This is a genomic window from Nocardiopsis valliformis DSM 45023 (assembly GCF_000340985.1).
Lineage (GTDB): Bacteria > Actinomycetota > Actinomycetes > Streptosporangiales > Streptosporangiaceae > Nocardiopsis > Nocardiopsis exhalans.
The window spans coordinates 147,332-165,738 of record NZ_ANAZ01000003.1; the positions used below are offsets into that span (position 1 = coordinate 147,332).

The window sequence follows — 18,407 nt, forward strand, 5'->3', positions numbered from 1 at the left end:
CGAGAGCCGGTGGCAACCCTCCCGGGGCGACGGCGCCCCGGTCCCGTCAGCGAGGGAGAGAGCGATGATCCTGGTCCTGGGTGCGACCGGCACGGTCGGCCGCCCCGTCGTCGAAGAACTGGTGGAACAGGGCCGCCGGGTACGGGCGCTGAGCCGCACGCCCGAACGCGCCGCGTTGCCGGAGAAGGTGGAGGTGCTTCGGGGCTCGGTCTCGGACGGGGCCCGGTTCGTGGCGGCACTGGAGGGGGTGCGGTCGGTCTTCGTCATCCTGAGTGGTGACGTCGCGGGCCAGGCCGCCGCCCTCGCCGAAGCGCTCACCGGCTCCGCCCACGTCCGGGAAGGCCGTCTGGAGCACATCGTCCTGCTGTCCTCGGCCTCCGTGCTGCATCCGTTGGAGCACGGCATCGCCGACGACCACCGCCGTGCTGAGAAGGCCGTCCGCGGTATCGGGGTGCCCTGGACCTTCCTGCGCCCCGGCCCGTTCCACTCCAACTCGACGTGGTGGGCCGAGGGCATCAGGGAGACGGGGGTGGTCCGCTGCCTCATCGGCAACCAGCCGGGCGCCCCGATCGACGAGTCCGACATCGCCGCGGCCGCGGTGGCCGTCCTCACTGGCGAGGGGCACGAGGGCCGCTCGTACGAGCTGACCGGCCCGGAGGTCATCACCTCCGCAGAACAGGCCACCGTTATCGGTGAGGTGCTCGGTCGGGACCTGGGCTTCGAGGTCGCCCCGCCGGAGCGGGTCGTGGACGTCTTCACTTCGATCACGGGTGACCGGGAGGCAGCGATCACCAACGTCCGCGCCCTGCACAGCCCCCAGGTCCCCTGGGCCCGGACCAAGGACACGGTCGAGCGGCTCACCGGCCGCCCGCCACGCGCTTTTCGGGAGTGGGCGCGGGAGAACGCAAGCCTCTTCCGATGACCGGCGACGAACCCAAGAAAGCAGGTAGGGCCACATGACCAGTGCGAAGATGACCATCCTCGTCCTCGGCGCGACCGGGCTCCAGGGCGGTGCGACGGCGCGTGAGCTCCTCGGCCGGGGCCACCGTGTCCGCGTGCTCACGCGGACCCCGGAATCGGCGGCGGCGCGACGGCTCGCCGAGGCCGGGGCCGACGTCGTCCGGGGCGACCTCGACGACACCTCGTCGGTCATCCGGGCGATGACCGGCGTGGACGGGGTGTTCAGTGTGCAGACGTTCATGACGCCGTCCGGAATCGGCGGTGAGATCCGCCAGGGCAAGGCCGTGGCCCGGGCCGCGAAGGAAACCGGGGTGGGCCACGTGGTCTACAGCTCGGTGGGGGGTGCCGAGCGCCGCAGCGGTGTCCCGCATTTCGAGTCCAAGTGGACCATCGAGCGGTGCTTGAGGTCGCTGGACGTGCCCACGACGGTGGTGCGGCCCACGTTCTTCATGGACAACTTCGTCCGGAACGGGCCGCGCCGCGGCGAGGACGGCAACGTCCTCTCCCTCGCCCTTCACCCTGACACCCGGGTCCAGCTGGTCGCCACGCAGGATATCGGCGCCTTCGCGGCTGACGCCTTCGAGAGCAGGGAGGAATACCTGGGCGCCAGTGTGGAGCTGGCGGGGGACGAGTTGACCGCAGATCAGATCGCCCGGGTATTCCAGCACGTCACCGGGGAGCCCACGAGGTTCGAGGAACTGCCCGCCGACGCGGTGGCGGCCAATCCCCGTATCCCCTACTCAAGCGAGATCGCTCTCATGTTCGAGTGGTTCCAGGAGTTCGGTTACCGGGCCGACATGTCCGCGCTCCGAGCCCGGAGGCCCTCGCTGCTGACGTTCGAGGAGTACCTACAGACAGTGGGTCACACGGCACCGGTCGGCTGAGCCGGACCGGGCCCCGATCGGTCGGGGCCCGGTCCGGCTCACCGGAGCCGACCCGGTCCTCACATGAAAAGGGGGACGGGGTTCAGGTCCGCGTAGGCCGTCGGCTCGGGGAGGCGCCCCAGGCGTACCGGGACGTCGTACAGGCGGCCGGGGCCGAACCGGGCCCAGAACGGGCGGAGCCCCGGCACCAGTACCCGGACCACGGGCAGACCGATGTCGGGCCGGGTCTGGTCCAGGACCAGCAGTTCCATACCGAGCCCCCGGACGAGCTCACCCGACGCGTCCACGTCGTCTCGCAGGTCGTCACGGGGTTCGTGAGGGAAGTGGTCCGGTGTCCTGGCGTCTTCCCCCGGGTCGGGGATCAGGTGGGGGTCGCTCCCGACGGTCGCCCGACACCACCAGTCCAGTACGTCAGGGTCGACCAGAGCGTATCCGGAACCGTCCTCGCGGGCCCGGGCCACCGGCGGAAGCATCTGGTTGAGCTCGCTCAGGGCGCGCCGCAGGGCGATTCCGGCGTCGAAGTGGGAGCCGAAGCCGAGCACGATGTCCTGGGCCGGTTTGTCGATCCGCCGGGAGAGCGCCGCCATGGTCGGGATGCCGAGGTCACTGGTAATGTCCAGCGCCCAGACACGCCTGTCCAGGCCGCGGTGGACAGACACCAGCTCGTCGATCCAGGGGTCCTTGAAGGAGCCCAGGTCCACCCCGGGCTGCCGGAGGCGGTTGTACCACCACAGGGCCACGGCGTCGCGCTCGACGAGTTCGAGGAACCCCTGCACGACGGCCTCCTCCCTGCACGCCCCCGCCGCGGTGCCGTTGGAGTGCGCCCAGCAGTACCTGCGTCCGTTGTGAGCGGGCGCGTTGTAGTACAGCAAGGACGTGGGGAGCAGCCGGTGCCGCTGGGCGGTGTGCGACCACACCGGGGTCCAGCTGATCTCCTGGTCCTCCTCGAAGGGGTCGCAGACCTGGTGGAAGGCACCGTGTGCGGCATTCCACTCCCGGCGCCCGGCGAACTGCCGGGGGTGGAACAGCTGGACCTCGTCCGGGTGCACCGCGTCCCCGGCGAGGGACCGGTAGTCGCCTGGCACGGTCTCCTCGTCACCGTGGAAGAACCCGCTGTGCCGTTCGACCGCCTCGCAAAGGGCGCTCACCCGTGCCTGTATCTCAGTCGCCCCCTTGCCCGAGCTCCGGCCGCGCAGCCCGGCCCGAACCGTTCCCAGCGTCGGGGAACCGACCACGGGATTGTGACCGGAGTGGAAGCAGTTCAGGAAGCGCGGCCCCCTCCGGTCTCGCTGGATGTCGCGAACCACGCCCGTAATCGGGCTGACCAGGTGTTCATAACGGTCCAGGAGCTGTTGCGGAGGCAGGGACCGGTCCCCGGCCTCCCGGTACCTCTTGACTCGGGAGGCGAACTTCATAGGTGACCGATCGCGCTCGGCGATCAGGCCGGGATCGCCGCACGCGCTGCACTGCGGTCGGCGGCGGACCTCGTGGCGCCGACCGGTGAGGGACAGGCTGTCCAGCGTCCAGACCGCGTTCTGCCCCGGGTACCGGTATCCCGCCACCCACTTCAGTGCCTCCGCGGCAATCAGCTGGGCTGCGGCTGCGGACACCGGGGCGAGCCCAGTGGGTGGCCCCGAGACGGGCTCGGTCCGGGCGAGGACCGAACGCAGGTGCGCCTCCGTCGGCCGGTTGTGACGCAAGGGATGTTCCAGGCACCACCAGCACGGACCCTCCCCCGGCTGGAAGACGGGACCGATCCACGGATGGGCGCCGTCCGGCCGAGCGAGGAGCCAGGGGCGACCGGCCGCACGGTGCTCCCGGTCCACTTCCCCGAGCCTGGGGCTGAGGTAGTCCTCGCAGAGCACGACCGTCAGCTCGGCCCCCGCTGACTCGGGGCCTTCCGCTAGCGCTCCGGAAGCACGCAACGCGGCCCGGAGTCCCTCCGCTCCGATCTCACTTCCCAGGGCTGTGACCGCCACCCCGGGTCCGGGCGGCCGGGCGGCCGGCCCGACCGCGTCCAGCCCGGCCAGTGACCAGTAGGCGCGCTCGGCGGCGGACGCCGGGCCCGGGGCGTCCTGTGCGCCCGGCTCGTGGACGACCCCCGCTGCCACCAACCGGTCCACCGCAGCGGCGACCGCCTCAGCGGACATCGCCGACGCGGCGTCCCGGACGAGCACGCCCCTGTCACGGGTCCCGTCCAGGAGCACCGCTAGTTCGTTGACACCGGTGCCGCGCAGGAGGGTGGTCCCGTTCTCGGACACGAGATACACCCCTTCCTCTGGTACGACCTCAGCCCGGAAATGGGGCCGGAAGGCGATGCCGGACCCGCTTCGGTCCGGCACGGCCGCCCCATCGTCGGTCAGTGCTCCCGGCGGGAGTTGTCTGTTCGTCATTGGCAGCTCCAAAGCGGCAGCGGTGAACGTCATCCGAGGACGGACCAATGCGGTCAGGCGTCCAGAACAGCCTCGTTCCAACAGAGGCACATACCGCTCGCAGCCTCCTCGTAAGCATTCCCGTCAAGGTTCTCGATCAGGATTTCGCCGCTCTCGGCGTACGGTTCGATCGGGCTCATGGTTTCGCTCCCTCCTCGTTCTCTTCGTCATGGGTTCCGCCCCGGACGTCCGGTGGGGCTGAGTCGCACCAGAATCATTGACCAGCCACGACGGGAAGAGCAAGTGCGACCGCACTCATCCTTTCGTGAATTTTTCATATGAAAGGCAGTCATCTCTCCTGGCGGACTCCGTCATCGGTCTCTAGACTCCACCGCTCCCCGAGTGGAACATTTAGCTGTCGCAGGGCAGCCAGATCTGACAGGAGAAAGCCATGGAAATAAGGGTCCTTGGCCCTCTGGAGGCCGAGATCAATGGAAAATCATTTCTGCCAACCGCGGGAAAACCTCGACAGGTGCTGTCGATACTCGCACTCAATCCGAACCAGGTAATCACCGCCTCCACTCTCATGGAAGAACTGTGGGGAACAGAGCTCCCCCGCAGCGCCCTGACCACACTGCAGACCTATATCCTCCAGATCCGGCGCCACCTCGGCGCGGCCCTCGACCAGCGGTCGGGGCCGGGCCCCAAGAGCGTTCTGGTCACCCAGCACGGCGGTTACCGGTTGAACATCGACCCCTCGGCAGTGGACGTACGCGGGTACGAGCGGCTGGTGTCGGAGGGCCTCGGCTCGGCCGAGGCGGGGAAGGACGTCCGGGCCTCGGAGCTGTTCGACCGCGCTCTGGCCATGTGGCGGGGGGCGGTGCTCGTGGACGTCGGCAAAGGACCGGTCCTGGAAATCGAGGCCATGCGCCTCCAGGAGAGTCGTCTCAGCACCTTGGAGCACCGAATCAAGGCTGACCTGCGGCTCGGGCGCCACGCCGAACTACTGACCGAGCTGACCGCGCTGACGGCCCGCCACCCTCTCCACGAGGGGCTGCACGCCCACCACATCGTGGCCATGTGCCGGTCGGGCCGCCAGTGGCAGGCGCTGGAGATCTACCAGGCGCTGCGCGACCGGTTCATAGCCGAACTCGGCCTGGAGCCGTCTCCGCGACTGCGGAGACTCCACCAGGCCGTCCTGGCCTCCGACCCCGCCCTCGACATCATGCCGAAGCCGCGACGCGAGGAGAGCGAACCGCACCTGGCCTTCTGATCAGCGGGGAGAGGCCCGGACGTACGGGGAACGCGACCTGTCGCCACGAAAGCCGGCAGGCTGCGTTCCCCGTCGGGGCCCGGGTGCCTCACATCAGATCGGCTGGTACCTTTCCGAGGTCTTTGAGCATAGGCAGGTAGTTGAAGACGTCCCAGTGCTCGACGACCTTCCCGTCCACGAATCGCAGTTCCTCGACCATGAACCAACGAACCCCGCGCCCAGTGGCGGGCTCACCGAGGAATTCGTCCTTGTTGGTGGCGGTCACCGTGATCCGCAGGGTCACCCGGTCGCCTTCGGCGATGATACTGCGCACGTCCAGGTGCAGGTCGGGAAAGGCGCGCAGCCCCGCCTCCATTCGCTGGATCATTTCACCGGAGTCCACCGGCTGGTCCTCGGAGTAGTGGACGACGTCATCCGCCCAGTGCTTGATGACACCGTGGATATCCCAGCGGTTCCAGGCCGCGACCATGCTCAGGCACAACTCCTTGTTCCGATCGGTCACGCTCGCGTTGTTCTCCGTCTTCGACATGACGACTCCTCGTGATTCTGTACTGGTGGTTGGGAACATACGGAAGGGGGCGTTCGCGCTCAGGGAACGAGCACGAGTTTTCCGACCACGCCGCCGTCCATGAGACGACGCGTCGCCGTACCCGCCTCCGAGAGCGCGTACCGCTGGGCGACCGGGGGCCGCAGGTCACCGGAGAGGGCCAGCCGGTACATGGCGCCCAGGTCCGCCCGGAACGCCGCTCCGGGCTTGACGTAGTACATGGACATCCGCCGTCCACCGGTCAGGCCCAACAGGCGTTTGAGATTCCACACGAGGGCCCGCCGCATCGCGGGGACGTGCGGTCGGAACCACTGGCCCGGCGAGTAGCCGGACACCGATGAGTCGAAGGAGACCAGGACTCCGCCCGGTGCCAGCATCGACCAGCCCTGGTCAAGGCCGGGGCCTCCGATGTGGTCGAACACGGCCGCCAACCCGCCCGGGGCCAGCTCGCGCACCCGGTCGGGGAGATCGGGTGCGCGGTAGTCCAGGGGATGGGCGCCCAGTGCCCGGACCTGTTCGTGTTTGCCTGGGGAGGCCGTGCCGATCACGTGGATCCCGTGCCGGACCGCCAAGGCGGTGAGCAACGTCCCGACACCGCCCGAGGCTCCGTGTACCAGCACGCTCTGGCCGGCCCTGACTCGGGCGAGGCGGTGCAGCATCTGCCACGCGGTCACCCCGTTGGTCACCAGCGCGACGGCCTCCGCCGGGTCGATCCCCTCGGGCACCGGGGCGAGGCACTTCGCAGGCACCTCCGCGAACCGGGTCCACGCCCCCTTCCTGGGCATGGCCGCCACTCGGTCACCGGGCCGGACCCCGACGACCCCCCTCCCCCCCTCGGTGACCCGGCCGACCAGGTCGTAGCCGGGGACGAAGGGGAAACCGGGCGGGAAGGGGTGCAGGCGTCCGAGCATCTGCACCTCCGCGTAGGAGATCCCGGCGGCCTCGACCTCCACGACGACCCGGCCGCGACCGGGGCGGGGCATAGGGGCCGGGCGCAGGGCCATGCCCTCCGGCGGCCCCATAGCCGCTACCACGACCTGTGCGTTCGCCGCGGTCCCCGCGGGTTCCTGGATGTTGTGGTCTTCTGTACGCATGGCCTCTTCCTGAGTTCTGGTGACGGGGGCCGGGCGGGGCTCAGACGAAGTCAGACCTGTGGTCCTCGACCCACTGCTTGAACGTGCGCGCGGGCCTGCGCAAGACTTCCTCCACCACGGGCGACACCCGGGGCGGGGAGTGCACCGCCTCGGCCAGGTAGCCGAGCACCATGTCGACCACCGGCTCCGGCATCGAGCCGAGCATGGCCGCGCGCCCCTGCTCGTGGGTGAGCTCCTCGAAACGGACGTCCCGCCCCAGCGCTTCCCCGATTACGCGCACCTGCTCGGCCTGAGTCAGGGCTTCGGGTCCGGTGATCAGATAGGCACGACCTTCGTGCCCCTCCTCCAGCAGGGCGGCCGCCGCGACCTCCCCCACGTCGGCCTCGTGGATCAGCACGCGCACGGCGTCGGCGTACGGTGCGCGCACCACGCCCTCCGTGCGGATGGAGGCGCCCCACTTCCACAGGACGTTCCCGGCGAACTCGTCGGGGCGCACGAACGTCCACGCGGCACCGGACTCCGCCACCGCCCGTTCCACGACCCGGTGGTACTCGCCGCTGTGGTTGTCCCCGCTCTCGTCCAGCACCGAGGAGGAAGACAGCACCACGATCCGCCGGACCCCGGCTTCGACCGCGGCCCGCACCACCGCCCGTGCGGTCGAGGGCTCGGGAAACAGATAGAGGCGGTCGACCCCGGCCAGAGCGGCGGCCAAGCCTTCCGGCCGTTTGAGGTCACCGCGAACGACCTCGACGCCCACGGGCAGTCGAGCGTTCTCGGGGTCCCGGGTCAGCGCCCGCACCCTCTCTCCCGAACGCAGGACCGCGTCCACCACCCGTCGGCCCACTCTTCCCGTGGCTCCGGTGATCAGAATCGTCATGGATAACTCCCTGGATCTCGTCGTGTGGATGACAAGCCGGTTCTCGGTGCCTGGCGCCGGGGGCGCGGCGGCGGAGCCGCCGGACAGGTCGCCGTCCGGAGACGGTCGAACTCCTGGCACCAGTCCCGCGGGGTCGCGCGCCTCAACAGGCCCGTACCGACCAACAGCCCCGCGTATCCCCGTTCCAACATCTCCGCGGCGTCAGAGGGGCGTTCAAGCCCGCTCGCGCTCACGGGGCACGGTGTGCCCCCGCGTCTCACAGCGGCGAGCAGGTTCCTGCTGCGTTCCAGTTCCGCCGCCCCCTGTTCTCGCGCACGAATGTCCTTGTTGTTCACGGCGACCACGCATTCCCCGGCACGGGGGACGTGCAGCGCCTCCTCCTCGCTCACGACCTCGACGAATGGGGTGAGGCCCAGACCCAGCGCCTGGTCGACCAGGCGGCCCAGGGTGGAACGCGCGAGAAGCGCCGAGGTGAGCAGGACGGCGGACGCGCCCAGGTCCCTGGACCTGGCCAGGCCGGTTTCGGAGGTGACGAAGTCCTTGCGCAGGATCGGCAACGCGGTCAGCCCCGCCACCTCCGCCAGGAGTTCCTCGGTCCCCCCGAACCATCGGCCGGTGACCACGGACAAGCACGGCGCCCCCGCGGTTTCGTAGGCGGCGACGGTCTGGGCGACCGTCCGGCCGCCCAGGAGTTCGGAACCATCGGAGGCGCGAAGCTTGACCTCCATCACCACCGGCCGGTCAGAGCCGACCAAGGCCTCGATGAACCGGGACGTCATACCGGACCGCCCCCGTTCCGGCCTTCGCGCCATGCGTGCAGCAGGTCCCTTACGCGGTCCCGCCGGATACGGCCGTCACCGCCCCTGACCGCCGAGTCCACGTCGATTCCGAGGAAACGCGGGTGCGCCACCACGTCTCGCAGGCGCTCCCTCGACTCGGGTCCCAGCCCTCCCGCCAGCATGAACGGGAGGCGGACGTGGTCGGCCAGGGCCAGTACCGCCACCGGGTCGAGGGGCGACGCGGTGCTTCCGACGCGCCCGTCCCCGGTCACCGCGTCGATGAGGAAGACATCCGTCCCCGCCCGCTGGTAGGACTCGATCAGGGGCTGTTCCTGGCACCGCCCGCCCTGCACGTGCAGGACCTTCATGAGAGTCGTCCCCCGCGGCGCGATGCGTCTGAGCACGCGGACCGTGCCGGGCGGCTGGTATCCGTGCAGTTGGACCCAGGAGGCCCCGGAGTCGGCCACCGCCTGCGACAGCCGCCCGGGATCGGCCTCGAAGGTCACCAGGACCGGGCGCGCGCGGCGATCACGCAGCACGGCCGCCGCGACACCGATCAGCCGGGACAGACCGAGGTTCGCGTGTCCGCCGGGGACGGCGTGCCAGAGACCGACGAGATCGGCCCCCGCCGCGGAGGCCACGTCCTGTTCGGTGGCGGCCCCGCACACCTTGATGATCACGGCCTCGGCCCCGGGGGCTCGGCCTCGTCCGCCAGGCTGCCCGGTGCCACGGCCACGCCCGCGCCGGGGAAGAGACCGGGGTGGGCCTGGCGGAGGTCGCGGAGGACCATCGTGTGGGGAAGGTCCTCGAAGGTGCCGTGAGTACGCAGGAACTCCATGCCCCCGCCTTCCGCGCCGGGGTAGGGGTGGTGGACGCTGTCGGCCGTTCCGTCGAACTCCAGCGGCCGCATCCTGTAAAGCGCGCAGAGCACACGGTTGAACACCGGGGTCACCGTGAGCCATCTCCCCCGGAGGTGGAGGGCGGTCAGGCAGTGTTGGTGGAAGACGTCCCCGCCGACCAGGCTCCGGAGCCGGAGCGATGACAGGTGGTTGCGCACGTCCGTGAGTACCAGGCGGCTCGGCACCCCGACGCGGCGCAGGCACGCCGCGTACAGGACCGACTTGTGCAGACACATGCCGGAGCCGGACCTGACGACGCTGCTCGCCCGCAGCCCTTCCCTGGACAGGTCCGCCCCGTAGACCTCGTAGCGGATGCCGTCCCGCACGCGGTAGTAGAGGTCCACGGCGCGCCGGGTCGGTGTGTTGGAGCCAGGGGAGAGCGCGGCCGCCACGAAGGCGCCGACCTCCGCGCTGTCGTGGTCGAGGAAATCGGTCGCCCTCAGCGACTCCGGGGAGGGCGGGGTCCGTGACGTGTCGGGGCTCATACCGGCTCACGCCCCGTCCCCGGGCCGGGGTCCCGCCGTTGACGTCCGGGTTCGCGACGCCCGCGTCCGCCTGTGCCCCCGTGCAGCCCGAGTGCGGCCGCGACCCGGCTCCGCTGGATCTCCGTGGTGCCCGAGTAGATCGTCCCGGCTACCGCGGCCCTGACGTCCTTCTCCAGACCTGACTCGCTCAGGTATCCGTTCCCTCCGAAGACCTGGACGGCGGCCAGCGCGGAGGAGACGTTGTTCTCGCTCGTCACGAGCTTGGCTATGGCGACGTCCGCGGTGACGTCCTCGCCCCGGATCATCCGCTCCGCGGTCCGGTAGAGCCACTGGCGTGCGGTGTCCACGCCGATCCTCATGTCGACGATCTTGTGGGACACAGCCTGGAAGGACCCGATCGGGGATCCGAACTGGCTCCGGGTGCGGGCGTACTCGACACAGCGGTCCAGCCGGTGCTGCATCTCTCCCACAGTCGTGACGAAGGAGCAGAGCACCTCCCACCGCATCACGTGGTCCAGGATGAGGAATCCGGCCCCGGGTCGCCCGATCACGTTTGCCCGGGGAACCCGGCACCCGTCCAGCGTCAGTTCGCTCAGCGGGGAAGTCCGCAACCCCATCTTCGCCATGGGCGGCCCCACACGCAGGCCCGGTGTACGGGCCCCGACGAGGAAAGCGGTGAGGCCGAGCGGGCCGCCCCCGGAGCCAGTTCGGGCGTAGACCACGAACTGGTCGGCCACCGGCCCGTTGGTGACGAAGGCTTTGGCACCGCTGATCACGTAGTCGTCGCCGTCGAGGACGGCCCTGGTGGTCATGGCCAGCGCGTCCGAACCGGCCTCCCGCTCGCTGATCGCGTGTGCACCGATCGTGCGGCCCTCGACCACCCCGGGCAGGTGGGCGTCCTTGATGCGATGGGAGCCGAACTTCTGGATCGGAATCCCGGTGCTGACCATGTGGGTGACGGCGGAGAAGTTCAACCCGGGGTCCCGGCACACCAGCCCCAGCCCTTCCAGGACGTACATCGTCGTCAACAAGTTCTGGCCGGAACCGCCCCATCGCGCCTCGAAGGGCAAGCCGAACAGCCCACTCCGGCACAGGGTCTTCCAAGGCCCTTCGGGAAAGCGCATGTCCGCCTCGCGTGCCAGGTGGCCGTCACTCAACTCATCGCCGAGGCGCTCCAGACCCACGCGCAGGGCCCGCTGCTCGGCGCTCCAATCAAACATCCGTTCACTCCTGTCGGAGATGGTTCAGTAGTGGGAGAAACCGTCGGCGTCGAGGTCGTGCCGTTCGTCTCCGGTCAACGCCGGTGAGAACACGCAGACGAGCCGCAGGTCGGCGTGGGGCGACGCGATCAGGTAGTGCGCCTCGTGCTGGTCGAGCGCGTACAGTCGGCCCGGCGTGATCGAGTGGGAGTCGCCCGAGGCGCTGACGACCTCTCCCGAGCCCTCGATGCAGTAGCACGCCTCAAGGTGACTCCGGTACTCCAAGCGGGACTTGGTGCCCGCGCGGACGATGGTGTCGGTGACCGAGTACCCCATGCCGTCGCTTTCGAGGAGCAGTCTGCGGCTGAGCCCGTTGCCCCACTCGACGGTTTTCGCGCTTTCCAGATCACGGATGATCATTCCTGTGGGCCTTTCCCTGAGAGCTGCCCGCGCCTGTTCGGGCGGGGGTCGGGGACTCCGCCGAATGCGGGCGGAGCCGGCGGACGAGGTCTTCCAGCGCGGGCACGACGTCACGGCGTTCAGTCAGGGCCCTCTCCACGCTCTCGACCGCGGCGCTGCCGACGACCACCGCGTCGGCACCCAGGCAGTGCATGCGTTCGGTGTCAGCGGCTCCTGACACTCCGAACCCGACCACGATCGGAACATCGGTCCGTTTTCGCAGCTCCACCGCGGTCGCCGCCACGCTCCGGGGGTCGACACGTCCTGAGCCACCGCTCCTGCCGTAGTAGGCGACGAGGTAGACGAAGGCAGTGGCCTCCGCCGCCGCCCTAGCCACCACCGCCGGGTCGGAACCCGCATAGCAGGTCGTGACGGAGGGCAGGCCCGTCTCACGTACCGCGGTCAAATACGCGTCGCGGCCCCGGGGCGGCAGCCCGTGCACGAGCAGCCCGTCCGCCCCCTGGTCACGGACCCGCCGGACGAAGGCGCCGGTGCCCACGGGCCACACGGTGTGGCGCCAGTCGGCCAGGAGCACGATGCGCATCCGGCGCATCCGGGGCCGGATCCGTTCGACGGCGGCCAGGACCCGGTCGAGATCGGCCCCGTCCGCCAGTGCCCTGCGCGCGGAACGGCGGATCACGGGCCCGTCGGTGGCCGAGTCCGGGAAGGGAACGGCGAGTTCGAGGCAGTCCACGCCCAGCGTGTCGAGCGCCTCCGCCAGACGGGGCAGGTCCCGCAACGGCGGGTCCCCCGCGTTCAGGAACAGGACGAGCCCTGGCGTCCCCGGCGGCCTGCCCGTGAAGAAGCCGTTCACGAAGCGGCCTCCGGAACAGGCGGGGGCCCGGGCCGTGTCCCGGTCGTTTCCCTGAGTTCGTGGAGGAGGCGGACCGCCGCACCGCTGTACACGGCGTCGGCCGCGGCACCCACCAGGTCCGGCCAGGACCCGGAGTTCCCGTTCGCGCGGGCCAGGGCGGCCGCGTTCAGGCAGACGGTCTCCGTCGCCGCGCGCGATCTGCCACCGCCCAGCAGGTGAACGAAATCGCGGGCCACCGCCTCCCGGCCTTCGACGGGACGCAGGTCGTCGAGGCTTCCGGGGCCGAGCCCGAGGTCCCCGCCGTCCAGGTTGTACGTGTTCACCCCGGTGCCGCGCACCGTGTTCGGGCGGAAGCTGAGCAGCTCGTCCACCCCGAGGTCGTTGGAGCACAGCCACAGCGCCCTCCCAGACGCCCGCGCCACGTGGAGCAGGAGGTCGGCCAGGGCGGGCTCGCTGACCCCGGTGACCTGGGCCGTGGTGGGCACCGCAGCCAGCAGGGGACCGACACGGCTGACGAACCGCCCCACCGTGCGCATGTCGAGCGGGTAGACGCTCCGCGCCAGGAGCGCCAGCTCCCTCGGGAAGACGAAACCGCTGGGGAAGGCCAGGCCGTGACGGTCCAGGAACTCCCGGGTCCGGTCGTGGGACGTGGTCAGGGGGACCCCCAGGAAGCCGAGCAGGTCGACGGACCCGACCCCGCTCGTATAGGCGCGGGAGCCGGTCTTGAGGACCCGCACACCCGTCGCCGCGGCGACGAACGCCGCCGCGACCGACACGTTGAAAGTGCGCGGACCTCCACCGGTTCCGACGATGTTGACCGTGTCAGGGAACGGCCCGGCCTCCTCGAGGCGGCGGTCCATGTCCAAGGAGGCCAGCAGGGAGGACAGGGTGTCGGCCCCGGGGCGGCGGGCCGACAGGCCGGCCAGAACCGCCGCAGCCTCACCCGGGACCGGCTTCCCGGAGCGCAAGCGCTCCCAGAAGGAGTCCCACTCCGCCTCCTCCACGGGACGTCCCCCGTTGACGAGTGCGTCGATGAGCTCGGACATGGGTCACTCCGCTTCCGACGGGCCGCGGTTCGCCTGTTCGAGGAACTCCGCGATGGACGCGACGGACCGGAACCGTTCGGGGGTCAGGTCCTCGTTCTCCGCCAAGACGCCGTACCGCTCCTCTAACCAGGCGATCACCTTGAGCAGCCCCAGGCTGTCAACGATCCCGCTCTCCAGGAGGTCGAGATCCATTTCCAGTTCCCCGGTGCTCACGTCCGGGAGGAACTCCGCCACCACGAACTCGCGGATCGTCTCGGCGTGCCTCATATCTGTTCTCCTTGTTCGTTTGGTCGATCGGGCTCGAAGTAGACCCGTGCGATCCGCTCACGGTCGGGCTTACCGGTCGAGGTACGGGGCAGGGAATCGTCCGTGATCCGCACGGTGGAGGGCAGGGCCGCCCGAGGAAGCCTGGCGGCGCAGTGGCGCCGCAGCACGAGGCTGTTGAGTCCGCTCCCGGGTGCCCTGCGGGCCACGAGGTGCAGCAGGCGGCCGGCGACCGGATCCCGCCGGGCCAGGGCGACGGCCTCGACGACGTCGGGGTGGTGGAGCAGGACGTGCTCGACTTCCTGGGTGTTGACCCGCACACCGCGCACCTTGACGTGGAAGTCGCTGCGGCCTTCCAGGGTGATCCGGCCCGTCTCGTCCCGTCGGACCAGGTCACCCGTACGGAAGAAGGGGCCGCCGTTCCGCCTGCCAGAGCCCGGGTCGTCAGCGAAAACCGTCCGGTCATTGGCCCGGCCCAGGTAGCCCAAGGTCTGGAACGGTGTACGCACCCACAGCTCCCCCACACCGGGGCCGCGGAGCGGTCGGTCTTCGGAGTCCACGACCACGACGGTGACTCCGGGCAGGGGCGAGCCCAGCGGAAGAGGGGCGCCGCCCCCGTCCCCGGGTTCGATCTCGTGGATGAGGCTGTCGTTGGTCTCGGTGCACCCGTACACGTTGTAGAGGCGAGCGTTGGGCAGCAGGGCCGGTATCCGGCGCCGGAGCGGTCCGGGCACGCTGTCCCCGGTAAGGATCGCCTGCCGCACGCCGGGTAGGGACCGTCGTTCCGCAGCGGCGTCGGCCACCAGCCGGTAGAACAGGGGCACCGCCTGCACGGTGGAGACCTCCCAGCGTGTGACGAGGTCGAGTAGGTAGTCACCCCGGGCAGCCAGGCCGGGATCCACCAGAACCGAGCAACCGCCGTGGGCCAGGGTCGCCCACACGTCCAAAAGACACAGGTCGAAGTGGAGCGGTGCGTAGCTGAGCACCCTCGAACCGGGGCCCAGGGCAAACCTTCCTCCGGCCCACCGGATGAACCGGTCCACAGCCCCGGCGCTCAGCGGCACGACCTTCGGCATCCCGGTGGAACCGGACGTGGTCAGCATGAACGACGTGTCCTCGGGCAGCGGAGGCACCGCACCGCCCGCACCCGCGGGCACGCGGTCCCGTGGCGTTCCCTCAGGGGTGAGGACCGCGCGGCAACCGCTGAGGTCGATCAGCCCACGGAGCGCACGGGCGCCCAGGTCCGGCGGGGGTATGAGAAAGGCGCGCCGCGCCATGAGGCAGGCCAGGACCATCGCCACCGCCTCCGGCGACTTGGTGGCGAGGAGGCAGACGGGTTCGTTCGACGGAACACCCATCGCCCTGAGCCGGGCACCGACCGAGTTCGCCCGGCTGAGGAGATCGCCGTAACCGATCTCCTCTTCCCGCCAGACCAGGGCCGGCGCCAGAGGCTGTTCGCGGGCGTGTCGAAGGAACGCTTCGACCAGCGAGTACGTGCGCATCTTTCCCTTCCCAGTCCGTGCCGGTGCACCGAAGTCTCAGTGCTCGGGCTAGAGAAGCGTCAGAGAACCGGTGTACGCGCGGCGGACCGGCCTGATCACGAACCTTTTCCAGCGGTGCTCGACAGGGGCGCGAGCGGGTGCGGACACCGTTGGCCGCGCAAGCAGCAGCCCACGATGCATCCGGCCCAGTCGAGAAGGGGACTCCATGAAGGCCCTGGTCCTGTCCGGGGGGTCAGGCACGCGCCTGCGCCCGTTCAGCCACTCCATGCCCAAGCAGCTCGTCCCGGTGGCGAACAGACCGATCCTCGGCCACGTCATCGACAGCGTCCGAGAGTTGGGGATCACCTCGGTCGCGGTGGTCGTCGGCGACCGTTCGGAGGACATCCGCGCGGCCCTGGGAGACGGTTCGTCCCACGGCGTCGACATCACTTACATCAGGCAGGAGGCGCCGCTCGGGCTGGCGCACTGCGTGCGGATCGCCCGCCGTTTCCTCGGGGACGACGACTTCGTCATGTATCTCGGGGACAACGTGCTCGCCGGGGGGCTGACCGAGATCGCCGACCGTTTCCGGGCCGACCGCAGCGACGCGCACCTGGCCGTGAGCAAGGTCGACGACCCGCGCCAGTTCGGGGTCGCCGAGGTGGACTCCGAAGGCCGTGTGCTCCGGCTGGTCGAGAAACCCGAGCACCCCGTGAGCGATCTGGCTGTGATCGGTGTCTACTTCCTGACCGCCGCCGTGCACGATGCGGTCGCGGCGATCACGCCGAGTGAACGCGGTGAGCTGGAGATCACCGACGCGATCCAGTGGATGGTCGACCGGGGAGACGATGTCCGCACCAGCGTTCACCAGGGATTCTGGCGGGACACCGGGCGGGTCCAGGACGTGCTGGACTGCAACCGCGAACTGTTGGCGAGCCTGAGACCGCGGATCCTCGGTGCGGTGGACCCGGACAGCCGGATCGTCGGCCCGGTCTTCGTGGGCGAGGGCACCCGCGTCATACGCTCCCGCCTGACCGGGCCCGCGGTGATCGGGGCGGGGACAATCATCTCTGACAGTGTCGTCGGGCCCTACGCCTCGGTCGGTGACGGCTGTGTCCTGGAGCGGGCGGGGGTAACGGATTCCATCGTGTCAGAGGGCGCCACTGTCCGCGGCGTCAGCGGCGTGCACGGCTCGGTGATTGGGCGCCGCGCGTCGGTGGCCGAATCGCCCGTCACGGACCGGCGCACCCTCTTCATCGGCGATGACAGCAAGGTGGAGGTCCACGGATGAGGGTTCTGGTGACGGGGGCGGCCGGGTTCATCGGATCGCACTACACGCGCACCCTGCTGGCGGGTGGCTACACCGGGCTCGACAGGATCGACGTCACAGCGCTGGACACCCTGGGATACGCGGGGCGCCGGGACAACCTGCCCGCCGAGCACCCCCGGCTCACCTTTGTCCGGGGAGACGTATGCGACCCCGCGCTGATGCGCGACATCGTCCCGGGCCACGATGCCGTCGTGCACTTCGCGGCCGAATCGCACGTCGACCGCTCCTTGGAGGCGGCCGGGGTGTTCGTGCGGGTCAACGTCCAAGGCACGCAGAACCTGTTGGAAGCCTGTCTCGGCGGTGGCGTCGAGCGTGTGGTGCACGTGTCCACGGACGAGGTCTACGGCTCCCTGTCCGAGGGGAGCTGGACCGAGGATTCCCCGCTCCTGCCCAACAATCCCTACTCCGCGTCGAAGGCCGCTGCCGACCTGGTCGTCCGTTCCTACGTCCGCACCCACGGACTCGACGCGTCCATCACCCGCTGCACCAACAATTACGGTCCGCGCCAGCACGTGGAGAAGTTCGTCCCGAGGTCGATCACCCGCCTGCTCACGGGTGGGGAGATCACGCTCTACGGCGACGGTTCCCATGTCCGCGAGTGGCTGCACGTCGACGACCACTGCCGTGCTGTCCACCTCGTCCTCATGAAGGGGACGGCAGGCCGGGTGTACAACGTCGGCGGGGGTGACGGGCTCACCAACCGCCTTATGGCCCGGACGCTGCTCAACCTGTGCGGAGCGGAGGAATCACGTGTCCGGGCGGTCGCCGACCGTAAGGGCCACGACCGGCGCTACTCACTCGATGACACCCGTATCCGTGAGGAGTTGGGGTATGCCCCCCAGGTGCCCTTCGCGGAAGGGCTCGCGCGAACGGTCTCCTGGTACCGCGACCACCCCGAGTGGTGGAATACCCCCGGGTGAGCGCCCGTCCGCGGGCTGACCGCGGGTGCGGGGTCCGGTCCCGCCCGGCCCCCGCACGCCTCAGCTTCAGGCCTGGTGGAAGGGCAGGAGACCGTCCGCGCGGGCCCGAGCCAGAGACGGTGCCGCGCGGTCGCGCTCCGACAGGGTCGGGGCGAGGTCATCGGGCCAGGGAAGCGCGAGCTCCGGGTCGAGGGGGTGCACGGTCCGTTCCAGCCCGGGTACGTAGGGCGAGTCGCACAGGTAGAGCATCACCGCCTCCTCGCTCAGGGCGACGAAAGCGTGCCCCAGCCCCACTGGCACGTGGACGGCGCGCGGGCGGGAGGCGTCCATCCGCACCGACTCCCACCTGCCGTAGGTGGGCGACCCGACTCGTAGGTCGACCGCCACGTCGAGTACCTCGCCCGACACGCACGTAACGTACTTCGCCTGGCCTCCCGGGTCCGCGAAATAGTGCACCCCTCGCACGACCCCCCGGCGGGACACCGAGTAGTTCACCTGTCTGACCGTCATGAGCCGCCCGCTCTCGGCGGCGAGGCGTTCCTGGTGGAAAGCCTCCACGAACCGGCCGCGGGCGTCCTCGTGCGGACACAAACCCACCCTCCAGACATCGGGGACCACGGAAGCCGGCCCCTCATCCCCGGGCAGGCCCCCCTCATCGTTCATCGCGGAATCCGAACCCATGACCACAGCTCCCGTCCCCCACTCGCCGTCGCAGGACACCGTC

Annotated in this window: 20 protein-coding genes; 5 read left to right on the forward strand and 15 right to left on the reverse strand. The window is 70.0% G+C overall.

All coding sequences use genetic code 11. From position 1 onward, the window contains the following. Window positions 1–64: 64 nt before the first annotated feature. Both D457_RS0103360 and D457_RS0103365 read left to right on the forward strand, forming a co-directional pair. Window positions 65–922, forward strand: a complete 858-nt coding sequence (locus D457_RS0103360) for an SDR family oxidoreductase (RefSeq protein WP_017579228.1) — start codon at window positions 65–67, stop codon at window positions 920–922. 34 nt (window positions 923–956) lie between these two features. Further along, on the forward strand, window positions 957–1,844 hold the full coding sequence (locus tag D457_RS0103365; protein ID WP_017579229.1) for an NmrA/HSCARG family protein: 888 nt from the start codon (window positions 957–959) through the stop codon (window positions 1,842–1,844). Between the two features lie 59 nt (window positions 1,845–1,903). On the opposite strand, the gene D457_RS0103370 is transcribed toward D457_RS0103365, so the two are convergent. After that, window positions 1,904–4,105, reverse strand: a complete 2,202-nt coding sequence (locus D457_RS0103370) for a TOMM precursor leader peptide-binding protein (protein WP_017579230.1) — start codon at window positions 4,103–4,105, stop codon at window positions 1,904–1,906. A 185-nt stretch (window positions 4,106–4,290) separates the two neighbouring features. Then, window positions 4,291–4,416 carry a hypothetical protein gene (locus D457_RS37430; protein ID WP_017579231.1) on the reverse strand — a complete coding sequence of 42 codons (126 nt, stop codon included), beginning with the start codon at window positions 4,414–4,416 and terminating at the stop codon, window positions 4,291–4,293. Between the two features lie 332 nt (window positions 4,417–4,748). Between D457_RS37430 and D457_RS0103380 the strand changes: the two genes are divergently transcribed. Next, the gene (locus D457_RS0103380; protein WP_017579232.1) at window positions 4,749–5,489 is read left to right on the forward strand and encodes an AfsR/SARP family transcriptional regulator; all 741 of its coding nucleotides are present in this window, start codon (window positions 4,749–4,751) and stop codon (window positions 5,487–5,489) included. 88 nt (window positions 5,490–5,577) lie between these two features. On the opposite strand, the gene D457_RS0103385 is transcribed toward D457_RS0103380, so the two are convergent. From D457_RS0103385 to D457_RS0103440, 12 genes are read right to left on the reverse strand one after another with little or no spacing between them, the layout of a single operon-like run. Further along, complete coding sequence (locus tag D457_RS0103385; protein ID WP_017579233.1) at window positions 5,578–6,018, reverse strand: ester cyclase; 441 nt, start codon at window positions 6,016–6,018, stop codon at window positions 5,578–5,580. Between the two features lie 59 nt (window positions 6,019–6,077). Then, window positions 6,078–7,130, reverse strand: coding sequence for a zinc-binding dehydrogenase (locus D457_RS0103390; protein ID WP_017579234.1), 1,053 nt, complete (start codon window positions 7,128–7,130; stop codon window positions 6,078–6,080). Between the two features lie 40 nt (window positions 7,131–7,170). Next, window positions 7,171–8,007 carry an NmrA family NAD(P)-binding protein gene (locus D457_RS0103395; RefSeq protein WP_026116292.1) on the reverse strand — a complete coding sequence of 279 codons (837 nt, stop codon included), beginning with the start codon at window positions 8,005–8,007 and terminating at the stop codon, window positions 7,171–7,173. Then, window positions 8,004–8,786: a beta/alpha barrel domain-containing protein gene (locus D457_RS0103400; protein WP_017579236.1), complete on the reverse strand. Its 783-nt coding sequence runs from the start codon at window positions 8,784–8,786 to the stop codon at window positions 8,004–8,006. The genes D457_RS0103395 and D457_RS0103400 overlap by 4 nt, the downstream gene beginning before the upstream one ends. Next, a complete protein-coding gene (locus tag D457_RS0103405; protein ID WP_017579237.1) occupies window positions 8,783–9,466 on the reverse strand; it encodes a phosphoribosylanthranilate isomerase in 684 nt (227 codons plus the stop codon). Before D457_RS0103405 ends, D457_RS0103400 begins: the two co-directional genes overlap by 4 nt. Further along, entirely contained in the window at window positions 9,463–10,170 is a 708-nt protein-coding gene (locus D457_RS0103410) for a transglutaminase-like domain-containing protein (protein ID WP_017579238.1), read from the reverse strand. Before D457_RS0103410 ends, D457_RS0103405 begins: the two co-directional genes overlap by 4 nt. Then, on the reverse strand, window positions 10,167–11,390 hold the full coding sequence (locus D457_RS0103415; protein WP_017579239.1) for an acyl-CoA dehydrogenase family protein: 1,224 nt from the start codon (window positions 11,388–11,390) through the stop codon (window positions 10,167–10,169). The genes D457_RS0103410 and D457_RS0103415 overlap by 4 nt, the downstream gene beginning before the upstream one ends. A 24-nt stretch (window positions 11,391–11,414) precedes the next feature. Beyond that, complete coding sequence (locus tag D457_RS0103420) at window positions 11,415–11,789, reverse strand: ectoine synthase (protein ID WP_017579240.1); 375 nt, start codon at window positions 11,787–11,789, stop codon at window positions 11,415–11,417. Continuing rightward, window positions 11,776–12,642 carry a tryptophan synthase subunit alpha gene (gene trpA, locus D457_RS0103425; RefSeq protein WP_017579241.1) on the reverse strand — a complete coding sequence of 289 codons (867 nt, stop codon included), beginning with the start codon at window positions 12,640–12,642 and terminating at the stop codon, window positions 11,776–11,778. The genes D457_RS0103420 and trpA overlap by 14 nt, the downstream gene beginning before the upstream one ends. Next, a complete protein-coding gene (locus D457_RS0103430) occupies window positions 12,639–13,688 on the reverse strand; it encodes a hypothetical protein (protein ID WP_017579242.1) in 1,050 nt (349 codons plus the stop codon). The genes trpA and D457_RS0103430 overlap by 4 nt, the downstream gene beginning before the upstream one ends. A 3-nt stretch (window positions 13,689–13,691) precedes the next feature. After that, window positions 13,692–13,955 (reverse strand): phosphopantetheine-binding protein, encoded by a 264-nt coding sequence (locus D457_RS0103435; protein ID WP_017579243.1) that lies wholly within the window; start codon window positions 13,953–13,955, stop codon window positions 13,692–13,694. Beyond that, a complete protein-coding gene (locus D457_RS0103440; RefSeq protein ID WP_017579244.1) occupies window positions 13,952–15,454 on the reverse strand; it encodes an AMP-binding protein in 1,503 nt (500 codons plus the stop codon). Before D457_RS0103440 ends, D457_RS0103435 begins: the two co-directional genes overlap by 4 nt. A gap of 205 nt (window positions 15,455–15,659) precedes the next feature. Here D457_RS0103440 and D457_RS0103445 point away from each other — a divergent pair, with 205 nt between their 5' ends. Together D457_RS0103445 and rfbB are read left to right on the forward strand one after the other, a co-directional pair. Then, window positions 15,660–16,724: a glucose-1-phosphate thymidylyltransferase gene (locus tag D457_RS0103445; protein ID WP_017579245.1), complete on the forward strand. Its 1,065-nt coding sequence runs from the start codon at window positions 15,660–15,662 to the stop codon at window positions 16,722–16,724. Beyond that, complete coding sequence (gene rfbB, locus D457_RS0103450) at window positions 16,721–17,683, forward strand: dTDP-glucose 4,6-dehydratase (RefSeq protein ID WP_017579246.1); 963 nt, start codon at window positions 16,721–16,723, stop codon at window positions 17,681–17,683. The genes D457_RS0103445 and rfbB overlap by 4 nt, the downstream gene beginning before the upstream one ends. Before the next feature lie 66 nt (window positions 17,684–17,749). Here rfbB and D457_RS0103455 read toward each other — a convergent pair whose 3' ends face one another. After that, window positions 17,750–18,346, reverse strand: coding sequence for a dTDP-4-dehydrorhamnose 3,5-epimerase family protein (locus D457_RS0103455; RefSeq protein ID WP_239646001.1), 597 nt, complete (start codon window positions 18,344–18,346; stop codon window positions 17,750–17,752). Window positions 18,347–18,407 lie beyond the last annotated feature (61 nt).